The following is a 16472-nucleotide window of genomic DNA, read 5'->3' on the forward strand; positions in this document are numbered from 1 at the left end:
TCATTCGTATGATACCGCTGTGGACGGGAGTCGTCGAGAATTCGGAGCAGTTTCAATAATCCCGTGAGGACTTTGATTCCCATCCACCAGAGAAACCGTCCTGGGCAGACGGGTTGGTAGCCCTGACACAGACGCCCTCCGTCAGTAATGGCCATTGTCAAAGAGCAGCCTCTGCTGAAGTTGGCGATTGCGACGTAGCGTGACGGAGGAGAGCAAGCCATCGCACTCCCCGCCGCACCTTAACCTCTTTAATTAGACGTCAGGTTCGTGTTGATCCAATCGGAAACATCCGTGACCTTGATGCCTTCTCGTACGTTGAACGTGCCGGCCTTGTCCCATGCCATGCCTCGCCCGATACCGAAGGCAGCTCGGTATTTGCGCATCATGTTCTGCGGATCGTTTGCCAGTTCTGCCATAAGGACCGGAACCGTCCATTCGGACCGGCTGAAGGGCCTTTTCAAACCCGCTTCCAGCTTGTCAGCGAGCTGACCATAGGTGACCGTGTCCCCCGCTAGGAATACGATTTCGTTGGCGATAGTCGGCTCATAGAACACGATTTCAGCGGTGAGCACGCCGATATCGTCAGGCGTGGTTACCGTAACAGCGTTGTTGTAGCTGCCAAGAGCTCTGACCGTGCTCTTTTCGAGATCGACGACACCAAATTCTGGCTCGAACAGATAGCTCATGAACATGCCGGTGGAGATGATCACCCATTCGGTCTTGTTTTGCGAGCGCAGCAGTTCACGCACATCAAGCTGCGCATCGAAGATGTCCTGCGGACCACCTCGACCGATTGCTTCGAAATCAACACCGAACTGCCACGGGAAATAGCGCGGGATCCCTGACTGCAAAGCAGCCTTTGCCAGTTTCATCGGCGTGTCGATGCCAGCCGCATAGCCTGTGCAGCCAATGACGGTGTCATAAAGCGAGAACAGAGAAGCCAATTCGTCAATTGAACTTTTGACCAGATCCCCTACGACGATCTCGATCCCCAAGTCCCGGATTTCAGCAATATCGCGCTGCTTGGCGGGCGAAGCAGAATCTACGGCGCTAGCCCGCAACAGAACGCTGATCTTGGCGTCGTCGATGTCCTTTGCGCGACGCGCCAGATTGCGCAAGACCGGCATCCCGAGTTCTCCAGCACCCAGCACAAGGATATTCCGTGACTTCACGTTCGAAACTGTCTGATTCATCGTTTTTTCCTTCAAGAATTTAGTGTCGCCACTACTTGGCAAGAGCGGAGCATGAAGAAAAGAAGGTACACGGATGATACTGCGGTAAAACTGAGGGCGGGCAGAGAGGACCCTGATCCGCGGAGGGAATCAATTCCTCTCGCGGGATAACGCGCTCGCTGCGCTGGACTGTCGATGAGATAACTCGACAACCTCTGACGTGCCCATCGCGGATACGTGTCGCGCTGACAATTGCGCCCAGTTGTGGAATAATGTTCGCAGGCTGCATATTTTGGCGTATAGGCGGCGCCGGCTGTTGCGGTAGCGGAGGTCCCTTTTTGAATACTACACCCTTGATCAGTCAATTGGCGGCAAAAATCGTCGAATATGTGAGGACACAGGATGATCCTCACGGTATGCGCCTGATTGAGCGCAAGTTAGCGGAACACCTGAAGGTCTCCCGTTCGCCAGTCCGTAGCGCGCTAAAGGTCCTTGAGGATCAGGGGTTCGTACAGACCGCACCCACAGGCGGGTTTCTCGTATCATGGAAGGGCGGCGAAATTCGTCTACCTCAGCTTGATGATCCTGTGCAGGAAGATGGGGAGGTTTACTCTAAAATCGCAGTTGATCGTTTAGAGGGGAGACTTCCTGACAGAGTGACGGAGAAGGAACTGTGTCGTCTATACGACCTCACCAAGGGGCAACTCGCCAAGATCCTTCGGAAAATCCATAGCGAGGGTTGGATCGAACGCCTCCCCGGTCACGGCTGGGAGTTCCTCCCAATGCTGACATCGATGCAGGCATACAAGGATAGCTACCGCTTTCGTCTCACAATCGAGCCTGCAGCCATACTGGAGCCTACCTTCAAGTTGAACCGTGCCGCCCTTGAAGCGTGCCGAGCTCAGCAGCAGCAATTAATCGACGGCGACATCTGGAACGTATCTAATCCCGACCTTTTCGACCTAAACAGCCAGTTGCACGAAGCAATCATTGAGTGCAGTGGAAACCTTTTCTTTATCGAGTCCCTCCGCCGCATTGATCGAATTCGAAGGCTTATCGAATACAAGAGGTCACTAGATAGAAAATACGCGATCGTGCGCAGCCAAGAACATGTGCAGCTTGTCGATCTACTTCTGGAAGACAAGCGGCAGCTTGCCGCCGCCTACATGTCACAGCATCTCTCATCAGTGAGCATGATGAAGGTCGCAACACGACCGCACGATGAATTCTGACGACTTTACCGATGGCAGATCTGCGATCTGGCTATTACATTTATGTCCGATTGTAGGTCGCGGCCTACCGCTTTTGCTCTTACACCATTGAAAGAGCGACTTTGGTATGCCTTCCAGCGAAACAGGTCCGCCGGTAGCGGAAACCATTTGCCCACCAAAGCGCTGAAGTCTGTTGGATGCCTCAGATATCCGGTTTCAGACCCGTGCAGAGAGGATTGAGTTGTCGACCGCGCGGGAATCCGTATCCCGCGCGGTAGAAAGGCGCCTATCTGGGCTACCAAAGAGCGGTCATGAGTATGAGCGTCAAGGCAACCGTTATCCCTCCGCCAATGCGCGTTGCAATCTGTGCAAAGGGCATGAGCATCATGCGATTTGATGCCGACAGGATAGCAATGTCTCCTGCGCCGCCCATTCCGCTATGGGTACTGCTGACGATTGCCGACTCAATCGGGTATAGATTGACGAACCGGGCTGTGACAAATCCTGATGCCGTCATTGCGACAACTGTCGACACGATAGTTATCAGATTGGCCGGTGCAAAGCCTTCAACCAGCTTCTCCCACGGCGTTAAGACAATGCCGAACGCAAAGAGCATAGGATACGCGATGGCGGTCAGGCAGAACTTGTAGACAGTATACGAGCCGGTCTGCAGCCGCGGAGTGATGCCATGGAAAAGCTTGAGCGCAACGGCAAGGGCTAGCATCACGACTGGCGCGGGAAACGAGAAAAGCTGTTGGGCAAGTACGCCGGTAAGATACAGTGTTACTGCGATCATCCCGGCGGCGGCAATGTTCTGAACATTCCCATCAGGTTTAACGGTCTCTACAGCGAGTTCTTCGTCATCTGTGGGCTGAAGTTTGCCATTGCCGGTCAAAGCCGGAAATCTCCGGCCGAGCGAGCTCAAGGCCCCGGCGCAAATGATGGCTGTGAGATTGCCGACGAGGATTGCCGGCATTACACGCGCGAGAACTTCGCCCTGCTCCATACCGGTTATTCCGTGATAGCCGACGGCGAGAGGGATTGCTCCCTCGCCCACTCCGCCTGCCATAATCGGGGCAACGATAAAGAAGAAAGTGTCCCAAGTGCCAAGGCCCAAAAGCGTGCCGACGGTGACACCGACGAGCGCCGCCACATTCGACCCGACGAAAAGAGGGACGAAAATCTTCATGAAGCCCTTGATGAGTGTGGAGCGGTCCATACTTAGTATCGAGCCAACTATGACCGCCGCAATGAACACGTACAGGATCCCCGTCGACTTGAAGAAGCTCTCAACGACAGTGCTCATTTGTGGGGGAATCCAGCCGCGATAGGCGAGATACGATGGCACGAATGTGACGACAACCGCCGCGCCACCGATATTTTTGATAATCGGCAAGCGCTTGCCCAGTTCGCCAAGTGTGAATGCGAAGGCGGCCATGATGCCGATGACGGTAGCAATGTCGCTCTTGATCGTTCCTAGCCAAGTAAAGGCTGCAAGCAGCGCGATCAGCAAGACGTAGATCGGCAAAGGAATGATCCCTAGGTCGAAATCCATCCATTTCTGCCAGACGTTCGTTGAGGCTTTCGGTGCTCGTGTCACGCTGGATTGCGCGTCGGAATGCGATGCAATGTGGGTCATGGCTCTCCTCCCAGGAGGCTGGGTTATGGTCAGGGGTGATTGAAGAAGTCGAAGATCTCGGTAGGGTTCTCGGACAGAATGCGCGCAAGGCGCGTCTCGTCTCCGATCCAACTGCGCAATCGACGAAAGTCAGCATCGTCGTTGACTTGTCTAAACGGCTCGATTTCGGAAGCGCTGCGCTTGGCGCGGTCTGCTCCTCCACCAGTATGCGGCCAGTCCGAAGCCCAGAGCATACGCTCGGGCGCGGCGTTGATCATCGCTTGTGCTGCGGGCCTGAGGTCCTCGTAGTCGACCAATTGACTGCCGGTCCGGCAAGGCGCTGACAGTTTAATCCAGACCCGCCCTCTTCCAAGAGCACTCAGCAGCTTCTTGAAGGCCTCGTCATTGCGATCCATTCCGCATTTGAACCCTGCGAAGTGATCGAGGATAAGCGGTACGTTTTCCCCCTCAAGCCGCTCGATGGCAGCAACCGCGGTATGGGTATCCACATATAGCTGAACTGCCATTCCAACTTCCTTGGCCCGCTTCGCGGTTTCGGCTATGACGAGAAGCTTGTCGCGTGGAGCTGCTGTTTTTGCGGCTTCGAAATTAACTCTGATCGCTCGCACGCCGACATTCCAAAGATCAGCCAGTTGATCCAGGGTCACGGTTTCGTAGTCGACGACCGCCACCCCGCGGGCCCTGTCTGGTCCAAAGTGTCGAAGCGCCGAGACGAGGCAACGGTTGTCGCTGCCATAGACACTCGGCTGAACCAGAACACACCGGTCCATTCCCATCCGCCGCATCAACTGCTCGAGTTGTCCGCAATTCGCCTCACCAGGAGTGTAGGAACGTCCAGGATGGTAAGGGTGGTTTTTCGGATCGAAAACATGGACATGTGCGTCGCAGGCACCCGCAAAAAGACCTGTCCCGAGAGAGCGGGGCGAAGTTTGAGCATTCATGGCTATTCTCCTGTCTCAGTCCGCGCTTTTGCAAACCTGCGCGCGATAGTCGGCGCACCAAGGATGACGAAGACAATTCGGACGAGGTGATGGGCGACGACGAAACCGAGATCGGCGCCGGCGATAATTGTCAGCATTGACATTTCGGCCTGCCCTCCCGGCGCAAAGGCCAAAAACGCCTCAACCGGGGGCGCAAGCCCCATGAGCGTGACGAATTCGGTGACTATTGCTGCAAGCAGAGCAAGGATGAAGACGAAAACAACAGCACCTGAAACAGTGCTGCGGAGTTCTTGAAGGGTAATGCCGACGTAACTGACCCCGATGCCTGTACCGATCAAAAACTGGGCTGCCAGCAGAGCTTCTTTGGGCGGGCGAGCGTGCAACAAACCGGTCAGAGAAAGAAGTGCCGCGACAAGCAAAGGGCCGATAATAGCGGCGCCGAACAGCTTGATGGCTTCTCCGCCCTTCCAACCGACGACCGCTGCGATCGCCATCAGAACCATCTCGATGACAGGGAGTTCCCTCGCCGGCGCGCCGACGGGATTATCGAGGGACACTCCATAGGCCTGGACCAGGAGTATCGGCGCGATCACCATAATCACCAGCAACCGTGTAACGTGTACGAGAGACAACTGGCGGACGTTGGCGCCAGCTTCCATGCCGAATACGGTCATGTCGGCGGCACCACCGGGCATTGCCGAATAAAATGCAGTAATCGGATCGAACCTGCAGTACCGTTGGAAAAACGGCATGCCAACTGCTGCAATGGCGATCACATAAACAGGCACAATCGCAATCGACAGCGCCATGTCTGGCAGCCGACCGACCAAGGCCGGTGTAATTGACGCGCCGACCGCCAAGCCGATTACCGATCGAGCTCCGACGGAAACTTGCCCAAAGGAACGCAGCCTGGCTCCCGCCAGAGCCGCAATCAGGCACGCTGCCATGGGCCCGAACAAAAACGGCAGCGGAAGACCCACTGTGCAAAAGACGCAAACACCGCCGGCAGAAGCCAGCAACGTCAATGACTGATGTTCGAAGTTGGAGCCCATTGTCCCGCGATCGGTCAGCCGAGGTCAACTGCAGCAGAGTGCGTCACGACCGGAGGCGAGGCAAAGAACGGCGAAGCCAATTCTCGCCAGCGCTGGAAACCCTCCGACTTGCGGAAGGTCACCATGTGGTCGTCCACCGAGCGCCAGGACACCAGCAAGCGGTAAACGTCCGGCGTTTCAATAACGCGGTGAAGCTTCAGATCCAGGCAACCATCAGCAGCGAGGAAATGAGGTTTGGCTTGCGCCACGGCGGCTTCGAAGCCAGCCGGGTCGGTCACAGTGATCTCGGCGACCTCTATAACGTGTGGTGATGTCATTGTATTCTCCCTGGGCGTTTGGCCGGGCTCGCTGCCCGGCCAGCCTCGACTACTGCTTCGCGTGGCCGTGTTCGGCGTCGATGGTTTTCGTTTCGCCGCTGGCGATCATCGTGCGGGTGGCGTCAACCGTTGCGTAGGTCCAGAAAATCCGCATGGGTTTGTCCGACGCATTGATGAAGCGATGCGGGACGTTGGCCGGGATCCAGGTCGTATCATTGGTGTTGAGGTGGTGCTGGACGCCATCGATCTCGGCGATTGCTTCACCCTCGATTACCATGACGCTCTCCTCGCAATTGTGCATGTGGAGGCCAATCGCAGCACCCGGATCAAAGGCGGTGATGCCGTTGATCATGCTGGTCGATCCGCATCGCCGCGTCACGAGGGGAGTGGTGCGAGCACCACCGCCACGATCATTGGTTTTTAGTTCTGTAGGACGAAGAATTGCTGGTTCTGACATGACAGACCTCACTTTGCGGGACCGATCCAGACGGTCTTGATGTTGACGAATTCGCGGATGCCGTAGACACCAAGCTCGCGTCCGTACCCGGACCGCTTGATCCCGCCGAATGGGTAGCGGGGATCGGATGCCGTCATGCCGTTGATGAAGACTGCACCTGCTTCGATTTGCCGCGACATTTCTTTTGCCTTGGCGATGTCAGAGGTCCACAGCGCTGCACCGAGACCGAATTCGGTGTCATTTGCGACGGCGACGGCTTCCTCAGCGTCTTTAACGCGGATGATTGCAGCGACAGGACCGAAGGTTTCCTCGCAGAACGCCACCATTCCCGGTTTCACGTGGTCGAGAACGGTCGGCGGGTAATAGAAGCCGTCACCTTCGACAGGCTCGCCACCAAGCTTCAGGACAGCACCTTCTGCCAGCGACCGCTTGACCTGAGAGTGGAGCGTGTCGCGGAGGTTCGCTCGTGCCATGGGGCCGATCTTTGTATCGCGCTCCATTGGATCGCCAATCTTGAGCGCCGTGGCCTTTTCAACGAAAAGCTCCACGAAGCGGTCGGCAATCGATGCTTCCACGATGAAACGCTTTGCGTTGACGCAGGACTGACCAACATTGATGTAACGCGCCTTCACGGCCGTCTCTGCAGCGGCATCGATGTCGGCGTCGGCAAGAACGATGAAAGGGTCGGAACCGCCCAATTCAAGAACCTGCTTTTTCAGAGCCTTGCCGGCCTGAGACGCGACAATCGCCCCGACTTCGGTCGATCCGGTCAGCGTGACGGCCGCAATACGATCATCGGCGATGAGACCGGCGACTTTGGAAACGTCGATCAACAGGCTGGCCGTAAGGCCGGCCGGTACACCGGCCTTCTCCATGACCTCCTGGACTGCCATCGCTGACTCGGGAACATTGTTGGCATGCTTGAGGATAGCGCCATTGCCGGCTGCCAGTGCTGGTGCCGCGAAACGGAAATACTGCCAGAACGGATAGTTCCACGGCATGATCGCGAGGACGACACCGAGGGGATCGAAAGCGACGACACTTTCGGTCGCATTCGATGGGACCAGCTCGTCGCTCAAATACGATGCAGCATGTTCAGCATAGAAGTCGCAGTTGTAAGCGCACTTTTCGACTTCGCCTTCCGCCTCGACGAGCGGCTTGCCCATCTCCCGGACAATCATCTCGGCGTATCTGCTTTTGCCTTCGCGCAATACCGCGGCGACCTTTGTCAGAACTTTCGCGCGTTCAGCGACCGGCTTGCGGGCCCACTCTTTCTGTGCCTTGACGGCGGCCGTCAGTGCCGCATCGACACTCGCGTCATCCTGTAGCGAGAAGCTTTTGATTTCCTTGCCGTCAGCAGGGTTGATGGATGTGATTGTCGTCATGAATTCGCTCCTGAGTGATGAGTGGCAAAGTGATTTGATGCGACGAGGTGCTTCCACGACGACAAGAAACGCAGGCTTTGCTCGGTAGATTCGGTAGGCACATATTCGAAGCCGACAGCACCGCCGTATCCAGCGCCCTCGAGGGCGCGAAGAACGGCCACGAAGTCGATCGTCCCGGATCCCGGCTGGTTTCTCCCGGGATAGTCGGCGATGTGGACATGGCCGACGCGGGTTGCATTTTCCTCGACCCAACGCGCCGGATCTTCGCCCAATTTCATTGCGTGATACGTGTCGAACAAAAGCGCTGGGCGTCCCTGGAAGCAGTCTTGCAAGGCGATCGCTTCGTTCAACGTCGCGACGTAGTAGCCGGGTGCAGTAATCGCTTCGATCAGCACCCTCGCAGCGGTCCCGCCACAAGCTTCAAGCGCCCAACCCAGGTTCGCTTGGTACGTTTCTCCAGCGTCGAGCCCGCCGCCTGTTGGAACACCAGCCATTGGATGCACGAACCGGGCTTTGATCGCCTCTGCATAGTCCAAAGCTCTGAGGAAGCCCTGCCTGAACTCTGCCTCGCGCCCGCGAAGAGCCGCCAAGCCTTTTTCGCTTCGCGAAGGGTCACCCAACCCGCTGGATAACTGGCAGAATTCAAGGCCGAGATCATCGAGGCGTTCCCGCATTTCCTTCGCAGGAATTGCAAACGGCTCGGGATGCTCGATCGCCGTGAATCCGTCTCGTGCTGCGGCGGCGATGCGGTCAACCAGCGGCAGTTCGGTATAAAGATACCCGATATGTGCAGAGAAACGGTTCACGTGCTTGTCCTCCAAGCCTCTCCCGGGGGGAGGCAAGCCGGCCAACGAGCTGACCGGATTGCCGCCTTGGAGGGACTTTAAATGCTAGGCTGCGGGCTTGCGAACCAGCTGTTGCAGAACCTCGCATACGCGGCTTGTGAACGCGTTGGTTCCGAGTGGACCGCCGAGGTCTCGCGTGCGGCTGCCCGGATCGTCCAACGTCTTTTCGATTGCGTCCTCGATCGAACGTGCAGCGGCAGCGAACTCCGGCCGATCGTGCCTGGTTGCGAGCCAGTCGAGGAGCATTGCTGCTGAAAGGATCAGCGAGGTCGGGTTAGCCTTGTCCTGACCTTGGATATCGGGTGCGGAGCCGTGCTGTGCCTGGGCAACACAGATGCCTTCGCCCTGGTTGATGGAGCCACCAAGACCGAGGCTACCGCAAAGCTCGGAGGCTTCGTCGGAGAGAATGTCGCCGAACATGTTGGTGGTGACGATGACATCGAAACGGTCGGGCTGACGTATTAGCAGCGCTGCGGTCGCGTCGACGATCAGCTCTTCGAGTTCCACATCGGGAAACTCTTGGGCGACCTTGCGCACTTCACGAAGGAACAGGCCATCTGACAGCTTGACGACATTTGCCTTGTGCACGGCCGTCACCTTCTTGCGGCGCCCTTTGGCGAGCTCAAAGGCGGCGCGAGCGACCCGGTTGGACGCGCGTGCCGTGATCTTGCGCACCGACAGGGCCATGTCCGGGTCTGGCATGAATTCGCCGGAGCCTGCAAACATGTTTCGGTCGCTGTAGAAACCTTCCGTATTTTCGCGCACGATGATCAGGTCCATCGGCTTGCGCAGAACGGTCAGTTCTGGACGAGAACGGCAAGGGCGGACATTGGCGAAAAGCTCGAACTTGACGCGCAGCTCGCCCGACGGATTGATGCCACCCTTGTCGCGCGTGGGATAGTCATAGTGGGAAACCGGGCCAAGTATGACGCCGTCGACTTCAGGGATTCGCTGCATCACCGCTTCCGGCAATGTCGTGCCCTGCTCTTTAAGAGACTTGAGGCCGATATCTGCCTCCTCAATTGCGAGCCCGAGACCAAACCGTTCGTCCGCTTCGCGCAAAACGCGCAGCGTCGCATCAGTGATTTCGGGGCCGATACCGTCACCGGGAAGTACAAGAAGGCGCACGTGGATTCCTCGCTATTCGAGGAGGCTGTTGGGTGCAAGGTGATGAAGCCTTGGATCCCAAACCAAACCTCCTCCGTTTGGTATTTTGGATGCCTGAAATGCCAATAACGGAAACACAGGTATTATGCAAACCCAAAATACCACAATCTCAGAAATTGGGCCTCAAGCGGTGAAGTTGATTTTCCTTGCGAATGATCTCGACTGGCGAGTTCTTTGAGCCAAATCTCAAGCAGCGGTGGTCGAACCGGACGGAAACTTGGTCCCTGATCGATCGCCTTCAGCGGTCAAATCTGAGATCACGTTGTCGGTGATCGGGATGCCGTTCCGCAGACGTTCTGCTTCTCTTCGAGCCTCGGGTTCTCCCGGCATCAGTACCTCATCGACACCGACTGCTCGGGGCATCGTTTTCACGCGGTCATAGTATCGGTCCATGCGTGCATCATAGTCGCTGAGGCTCATGAAGAGGTCTGGTTTGATCGCAAAGAAAAGGTGACCGACATTCTGCGGCTCAGAATGATCGAAGTATAGGCTCTTGACGTCGCCAGCGAAGTTGGCGCCGGTTAGCACGCCCGACATCAGATCCATGAGTGTCGCAAGTACCGAACCCTTGACGCCGCCGAACGGCAGGCAGACGCCCTCAAAGGCCTTGGCTGCGTCCGTAGTTGGATTGCCGTCAACGTCGAGTGCCAAGCCTTCCGCGATCGGTTCCCCACGCATCGCTGCAAGTCGGATCTTTCCGCGCGCTATGACCGTCATGGCCATATCCATGACATAGGGCGGATGCTTCCCGGCAGGCACGCCAGCTGCAACCGGGCTTGCGCCTAAAAACGCGCTGCGACCGCCCCACATGGCGATTGCCGGAGAAGAGTTCGTAAAAATCATCGAGATGTAGCCGGCCTCGATGGCCTGCAGCGCATAAAGTGCGCCCATACCGAAGTGGGTGCTGCGATGGACGCCGACGAGACCTATCCCCGAATTCTTCGCCAGCCGGATCGCTTCTGTCATGGCAATATGTGACGGGATAAAACCCATGGCGTTGTCGCCATCGACGTGCGAGACGGCGCCGGCGACCTCATCAATCTTGATGTTCGGGCGCGCATTGACGAGGCCTGCCCTCAGACGTTCCATATACATCGGGATTCGCGACACCCCGTGGGAGTCGATGCCCCGAAGGTTCGCATGCACGAGGTCGGTGGCAATCGTTTTTGCATGGGCGTCAGACATGCCGGTGCTTCTGAAAACATCCGCCGCGAAGGTCGTTAGTTCGTCTACACGATAGTATTTCAATTCAGACATGCGATCGCTCCATGACGCGTCAGACGTTCTCTGCTGCGGCCTGATTGCGGTTGGCCTTCAAGCGCATAAGTGCCGGTACGACGACGAGAACAAGGGCAATGACGAGAAGTGCCAGTGAAATGGGTTGGGTAAAGAAGACGCTGACGTCGCCCTGGCTGATCGTGAGAGCTCGTCGGAATTGCTGCTCGGCCAAGGGACCAAGGATCAGGCCGACGACACAGGGTGCAACGGGTACATCGTAAACGCGCATACCGAATCCGATGATGCCAATTACCCACAGGATCCCGACATCGACGATGTTGTTATTCAAGGTATATGCGCCCATCGTCGCAAACAGCAGGATGCCCGAATAAAGCCAGGGCTTGGGAATGCGTAGGAGTTTCACCCACACACCGACAAGCGGTAGATTGAGAAGCAACAGCATGACGTTGCCGATATAGAGACTTGCGATCAGTCCCCACACCAGTTCTGGATTGTTGTCGAACAGCAGCGGACCGGGTTGAATGCCATACTGCTGGAATGCGGCAAGCATGATTGCGGCGGTTGCCGATGTCGGCAATCCGAGAGCGAGAAGTGGAGCAAGCACCCCGGCTGCAGAAGCGTTGTTTGCAGCTTCGGGTCCAGCGACGGCTTCAATTGCGCCATGGCCGAACTCCTCAGGGTTTTTCGACAGACGCTTTTCCGTCAAATAGGATAGGAACGTCGGAATTTCACTGCCGCCAGCAGGAAGTGCGCCTATCGGAAAGCCGAGCGCTGTACCACGAAGCCATGGCTTCCAGGACCGGCGCCAATCTTCCTTGCTATAGATTTCCTCGGTCTCGAAACGATGCCTCGCAACGGTGAACAAGGTCTCGCCCACAGCAAAAAGTCCGACGGCTACAACGACAACATCGATGCCGTCGAGGAGCTCGGGAATTCCGAGCGTGAAGCGTGCCTGGCCGGTCTGCAAGTCAATCCCGACGAGGCCCAGCGCCAGTCCGAACAACAAGCTTGCAAGCCCTCGCGAAAGAGACGAGCCAAGAACTGCGGTTACGGTCGTCAGGGCGAGCACCATCAACGCAAAATACTCGGCTGGCCCGAACAGCAGCGCAATCTTTACCATCAAGGGAGCGACGAACGTGAGCGCAATCGTCGCGATCGTACCTGCCACGAATGAGCCGATCGCAGCGGTCGCGAGAGCCTGGGCTCCCCTACCCTTCCTAGCCATCGCGTGACCATCAAGCGCGGTAACGATCGACGCTGACTCACCAGGTGTATTCAGAAGGATAGACGTCGTCGACCCACCGTACATTGCACCGTAGTAGATCCCGGCGAACATGATAAAAGCGCTAGTCGGTTCGAGACTGTAGGTAACAGGTAGGAGCAAAGCGACTGTGAGCGCTGGCCCGATGCCAGGCAACACGCCAATCGCAGTGCCAAGGGTCACACCGATAAGGGACCACATAAGATTGTAGGGTGTCAGTGCTACGGAAAAACCGTGCATCAGCGCAGCAATGGTGTCCATGTCGATTCGCCTTGAAAACTGATTGGCCCGAACAGGCGGGTTTGGCGACTACAGGTCGTCGCCCTCTGAAGCGATCAGCTCGTTGGCGTGATCAGGTCCTCGATCACTGACCCGGTCGGTAGATCGAGATCCAATGCATAGTCGAAGACAAGGTAGGTTACGGTTGTGAGAGCGAACCCGAAGAGAATGTTCCGAATGTGCGCGCGGCTTCCGAAGGACATGGCGCAAACCGTAAACATCAACGTCCCGGAAACGATCCAGCCAAGTCGCTCAAGAGTTAGACATTGGGCCGCAAAAGCCGCAGCAACAACGGCGCAGGGTTTCCAATCTAACTGTATTACCTCATCCTCTATTAGCCGACGAATGTAGGCTTCGTAGAGAAGACGCAGCCCGACCAGCATCAATCCCGCCGCTATAAGGGCGGGAAAGAGGGCCGGACCGACGACCGACTGTGCAGCGATGGGAGGCGTCATCCACGTTTGGACGCTTATAAACAAACCCAACGCGAGCGTAAAAGCGCCGATGACAGCTTCGCCCACGCGTAAACGACCAGAAATCAGCATGGTGCTGCCTCCCCTTTACCAGCTATTCAGAGGAGACCGACTTCCTTTAGAGCGGTCTCGACGCGCTTCTGTTCTTCGCCAAGAAACTCGCCGAAATCCTTTGCTGGAAGATAAGCATCTGTCCAGCCGCGCTTAGCCAGAGCATCCTTCCATTCAGGGGTCTTGGAGAGTTCGGCGACGGCAGCTTCCAAGGCCTTGCGGTCGTCGTCCTTCATCTTGGGATGTGCCATCAGGCCACGCCAGTTTGTTACCGCAAGATCAATACCCGATTCCTTCAGCGTCGGAACGTTAACGCCTGCGATGCGCTCTTCACCTGTGACGGCGAGGGCGCGAAGCGCCCCAGCATCCACCTGGGCGCGGAATTCCTCGTATCCACTGATACCGACCGTGGCGTGCCCGCCTAGAGTGGACGCAAGAACTTCACCCCCGCCCGCATGGACGACGAAGTTCATTTTCTTGGGATCAGCACCAACGGCCTTGACGATCAGGCCTGCCGCAACGTGATCGATGCCGCCGATGGAGCCGCCGGCCCATGCAACCTTGCTGGGATCCGCCTTGAGGCGCTCAACTAGATCTGCCATGGTCTTGATTTCGGAATTGGTCGGCACAACAATCGCGTCAACGTCTCCCATCAAACGCGCGACGGGAACAGCCTGATCGAGAGTGACAGCGGACTTGGTTGTAAGGACGCCCCCCACAAGTGCGAAGCCAACAACCAGCGCGCTGGGGTGTCTGGGCCGTGTAGTGACGAATTGCGAAAGTCCGACGGTTCCGCCGCCGCCTGCAACGTTCTGAACCTCAACCGGCCCAGAAAGCTTCTTCTCCTGAAGAACCTGCTGAATTGTCCGAGCCAGCTGGTCATAACCGCTACCGGGACTGCTTGGGGCGAGAATGTGCAGAGATTTCAGCTCTTGCGCCCGGGCGCCAGGCGCCACAGCCGCCAGCGCGAGCGAGCTTATCGCGGTCGCCGCCATAAAATTAAAACTACGTCTGGAAAATTCGTTCACGTAAACTCCTCCGCTACGTCTGTCGTTATCGTTCGAAAATCCGCCTCCCTCCTCAGGAATGCGCACCTTCGCTAACCGCTATCCGGTCGGCGCAAGAGCCGTCCCAAGAGGCACTGGTTAAAAGTGAAGATCACGGTCGGATGTTGGTGTGCTCTGGCTCATGGGTTGAATTCGGCAGCCCATGTCCAGCGCCCCGATAAATCAGGACACATCTCGCGAAAAACTTGACTCCTCCAAATGCCGTAAGTTGGTCTTTTGGCCTCCGAAATACCAAATACCTTGCAGGATGGTTTTTTGCAATAGTTAAAAACCACGCGTCTCGATTTTATGGATAAACAGGGTATGAGTTCACCTGCCAGCGGTCGGAGGGTTCGCCTTGAGGCGCCGATGGAAGACTTCGACCAAGAGAGGATAAATGGATATGAAAAACAGACTCCCCGCCGTCTTCATGAGGGGTGGCACCAGCAAGGCGCTGATGTTCCATTTGAGAGACCTTCCTGCCGATCGTAATGAGTGGAAAGACCTTTTCCTTAGAGCGATGGGCAGCCCGGACCCCTACGGCCGACAACTGAACGGCATGGGAGGAGGCATTTCTTCCCTATCCAAAGTCTGCGTGATTGCGCCCTCAGCGAGAGCCGATGCCGACATTGATTACACCTTCGTGCAAGTGGCGGTACGCGACGCTCAGATCGACATGTCCGGGAACTGTGGAAACATGCTGTCTGCGATCGGCCCGTTCGCTGTCGACGAGTATCTGGTAGTGCCCGAGATGGGCCACACAACGGTCCGAATTTTCAATACCAATACCTCCAAGCTCGTCCACGCACGCTTTCCCACCGATGCCGAAGGTACGGTCTATGGCGGCAACTGCATAATCCCAGGTGTCGCCGGAAGCGGAGCGCCGATTCGGCTCGATTTTCTGGACCCCGGCGGTGCGACAACTGGCAAACTGTTACCCACAGGAATTCCGAGCGAACAACTCAAGGTCGATGGCGTCGAGCTTGAAGTTTCGATGATCGATGCCGGAAATGCCTGCGTGTTCGTGCGCGCAGAAGATCTTGGAGTGCTGGGGACAGCACTGCCCGCGCAAATATCGGAGCAGCCCGATCTCCTCCGCTTGCTCGAGAGTATTCGCATAGCTGCATCTATGCGAATGAGGATTTCTAAGGATCGCGATAACGCGATGCTCATCCGCCACGTCCCTTTCATCGTCATTGTTTCCGGTCCGCAGGACGCTCTGACGACATCTGGAGAATGGATAAGGGCGGCTGATATGAACCTGACTGCAAGGGTGATTTCGAATGGGCAACCACATCAGGCGTTGCCGTTGACTGCGACACTATGCACAACGATAGCTGCACGTATCCATGGTTCCATTGTCAATAGAGTTGCGAGCACAACCGACCATGGGCCGTTTAATGTTGGCATGCCATCCGGTATTCTTTCGGCTGATGCTGAAATTACTTTGGATGATAGAGGCCCTGTCGCAAAGCGTGGATCTTTTTTCCGCACTGCTCGCCGACTATTCAAAGGCGGGCTCTACATCGAAGACTGACTTGCTGCAAAAAATCGATCGCAGCGATACGTCAAAGTCGAAGAAGATTTTTAGGAGCTGCGGCCAGCTTGCGAAAATGAGGCGGACCTAAAGCTCAAATGATGACATAAGCAATCGAAGTGGGAGCGCAAAGCCACGTCTAGGATAATTGCATCTAACTTTGACCACATGATCCCCTCACATTCATCACCTTGAAAGGACGTGAACGGCCGACTGCGTCGATCGGACAATACGTTCGCGCCGAGTCTCCTCATATAGGCGACAACCTGCCGTGTGCGGCCGATAAGAGGCCGATTGCGGATGGTCGGCTGGTTCATAGCTGCCTTTTGACGTCATGGAGGAGCCTAATTCGTATCCCTCCGGCGTGCACCGCCTTGCGAGTTTTTGGCGATACCGTGAT

The 16472-nt window shown here is 56.6% G+C and carries 15 protein-coding genes; 2 read left to right on the forward strand and 13 right to left on the reverse strand.

What is annotated here, in order from left to right; translation table 11 throughout:
- Positions 1 to 248 precede the first annotated feature (248 nt).
- Positions 249 to 1193, reverse strand: a complete 945-nt coding sequence (locus tag AC5SEO_RS23670) for an aromatic alcohol reductase (protein WP_112155492.1) — start codon at positions 1191 to 1193, stop codon at positions 249 to 251.
- 317 nt (positions 1194 to 1510) lie between these two features.
- Here AC5SEO_RS23670 and AC5SEO_RS23675 point away from each other — a divergent pair, with 317 nt between their 5' ends.
- Positions 1511 to 2404 carry a GntR family transcriptional regulator gene (locus AC5SEO_RS23675; protein ID WP_323687030.1) on the forward strand — a complete coding sequence of 298 codons (894 nt, stop codon included), beginning with the start codon at positions 1511 to 1513 and terminating at the stop codon, positions 2402 to 2404.
- A gap of 274 nt (positions 2405 to 2678) precedes the next feature.
- Here the strand turns inward: AC5SEO_RS23675 and AC5SEO_RS23680 are convergent, their stop codons facing one another.
- From AC5SEO_RS23680 to AC5SEO_RS23735, 12 genes are all read right to left on the reverse strand, one after another.
- Complete coding sequence (locus tag AC5SEO_RS23680) at positions 2679 to 4022, reverse strand: 2-hydroxycarboxylate transporter family protein (RefSeq protein WP_323687029.1); 1344 nt, start codon at positions 4020 to 4022, stop codon at positions 2679 to 2681.
- 29 nt (positions 4023 to 4051) lie between these two features.
- Entirely contained in the window at positions 4052 to 4963 is a 912-nt protein-coding gene (locus AC5SEO_RS23685; protein WP_112155490.1) for an amidohydrolase family protein, read from the reverse strand.
- 2 nt (positions 4964 to 4965) lie between these two features.
- Positions 4966 to 6015 carry an AbrB family transcriptional regulator gene (locus AC5SEO_RS23690; RefSeq protein ID WP_112155489.1) on the reverse strand — a complete coding sequence of 350 codons (1050 nt, stop codon included), beginning with the start codon at positions 6013 to 6015 and terminating at the stop codon, positions 4966 to 4968.
- A 14-nt stretch (positions 6016 to 6029) separates the two neighbouring features.
- Positions 6030 to 6332, reverse strand: a complete 303-nt coding sequence (locus AC5SEO_RS23695) for an antibiotic biosynthesis monooxygenase family protein (protein ID WP_112155488.1) — start codon at positions 6330 to 6332, stop codon at positions 6030 to 6032.
- A 49-nt stretch (positions 6333 to 6381) separates the two neighbouring features.
- Positions 6382 to 6789 (reverse strand): cupin domain-containing protein, encoded by a 408-nt coding sequence (locus AC5SEO_RS23700; RefSeq protein ID WP_112155487.1) that lies wholly within the window; start codon positions 6787 to 6789, stop codon positions 6382 to 6384.
- Between the two features lie 8 nt (positions 6790 to 6797).
- The gene (locus AC5SEO_RS23705; RefSeq protein WP_112155486.1) at positions 6798 to 8174 is read right to left on the reverse strand and encodes an NAD-dependent succinate-semialdehyde dehydrogenase; all 1377 of its coding nucleotides are present in this window, start codon (positions 8172 to 8174) and stop codon (positions 6798 to 6800) included.
- Positions 8171 to 8980, reverse strand: a complete 810-nt coding sequence (locus tag AC5SEO_RS23710; RefSeq protein WP_112155519.1) for a hydroxypyruvate isomerase family protein — start codon at positions 8978 to 8980, stop codon at positions 8171 to 8173. Before AC5SEO_RS23710 ends, AC5SEO_RS23705 begins: the two co-directional genes overlap by 4 nt.
- Positions 8981 to 9064: 84 nt before the next feature.
- Positions 9065 to 10147: an isocitrate/isopropylmalate dehydrogenase family protein gene (locus AC5SEO_RS23715; protein ID WP_112155485.1), complete on the reverse strand. Its 1083-nt coding sequence runs from the start codon at positions 10145 to 10147 to the stop codon at positions 9065 to 9067.
- A gap of 225 nt (positions 10148 to 10372) precedes the next feature.
- On the reverse strand, positions 10373 to 11443 hold the full coding sequence (locus tag AC5SEO_RS23720; protein ID WP_112155484.1) for an Ldh family oxidoreductase: 1071 nt from the start codon (positions 11441 to 11443) through the stop codon (positions 10373 to 10375).
- Positions 11444 to 11462: 19 nt separating this feature from the next.
- A complete protein-coding gene (locus AC5SEO_RS23725) occupies positions 11463 to 12947 on the reverse strand; it encodes a tripartite tricarboxylate transporter permease (protein WP_112155483.1) in 1485 nt (494 codons plus the stop codon).
- A gap of 74 nt (positions 12948 to 13021) precedes the next feature.
- Positions 13022 to 13510: a tripartite tricarboxylate transporter TctB family protein gene (locus AC5SEO_RS23730; RefSeq protein ID WP_112155482.1), complete on the reverse strand. Its 489-nt coding sequence runs from the start codon at positions 13508 to 13510 to the stop codon at positions 13022 to 13024.
- 26 nt (positions 13511 to 13536) lie between these two features.
- Entirely contained in the window at positions 13537 to 14517 is a 981-nt protein-coding gene (locus tag AC5SEO_RS23735; protein ID WP_112157471.1) for a Bug family tripartite tricarboxylate transporter substrate binding protein, read from the reverse strand.
- Between the two features lie 415 nt (positions 14518 to 14932).
- On the opposite strand from AC5SEO_RS23735, the gene AC5SEO_RS23740 reads away from it, so the two are divergent.
- Positions 14933 to 16072: a 2-methylaconitate cis-trans isomerase PrpF family protein gene (locus AC5SEO_RS23740; RefSeq protein WP_323687025.1), complete on the forward strand. Its 1140-nt coding sequence runs from the start codon at positions 14933 to 14935 to the stop codon at positions 16070 to 16072.
- Positions 16073 to 16472: the final 400 nt, after the last annotated feature.

The sequence above is a fragment of the Agrobacterium sp. K11 genome, assembly GCF_059429395.1.

Coding starts and splice junctions, on each gene's coding strand:
- AC5SEO_RS23695 (WP_112155488.1), bottom strand. CDS start 6,332: ATGACATCACCACACGTTATAGAGGTCGCCGAGATCACTGTGACCGAC.
- AC5SEO_RS23730 (WP_112155482.1), bottom strand. CDS start 13,510: ATGCTGATTTCTGGTCGTTTACGCGTGGGCGAAGCTGTCATCGGCGCT.
- AC5SEO_RS23680 (WP_323687029.1), bottom strand. CDS start 4,022: ATGACCCACATTGCATCGCATTCCGACGCGCAATCCAGCGTGACACGA.
- AC5SEO_RS23700 (WP_112155487.1), bottom strand. CDS start 6,789: ATGTCAGAACCAGCAATTCTTCGTCCTACAGAACTAAAAACCAATGAT.
- AC5SEO_RS23670 (WP_112155492.1), bottom strand. CDS start 1,193: ATGAATCAGACAGTTTCGAACGTGAAGTCACGGAATATCCTTGTGCTG.
- AC5SEO_RS23685 (WP_112155490.1), bottom strand. CDS start 4,963: ATGAATGCTCAAACTTCGCCCCGCTCTCTCGGGACAGGTCTTTTTGCG.
- AC5SEO_RS23720 (WP_112155484.1), bottom strand. CDS start 11,443: ATGTCTGAATTGAAATACTATCGTGTAGACGAACTAACGACCTTCGCG.
- AC5SEO_RS23725 (WP_112155483.1), bottom strand. CDS start 12,947: ATGGACACCATTGCTGCGCTGATGCACGGTTTTTCCGTAGCACTGACA.
- AC5SEO_RS23705 (WP_112155486.1), bottom strand. CDS start 8,174: ATGACGACAATCACATCCATCAACCCTGCTGACGGCAAGGAAATCAAA.
- AC5SEO_RS23740 (WP_323687025.1), top strand. CDS start 14,933: ATGGATATGAAAAACAGACTCCCCGCCGTCTTCATGAGGGGTGGCACC.
- AC5SEO_RS23690 (WP_112155489.1), bottom strand. CDS start 6,015: ATGGGCTCCAACTTCGAACATCAGTCATTGACGTTGCTGGCTTCTGCC.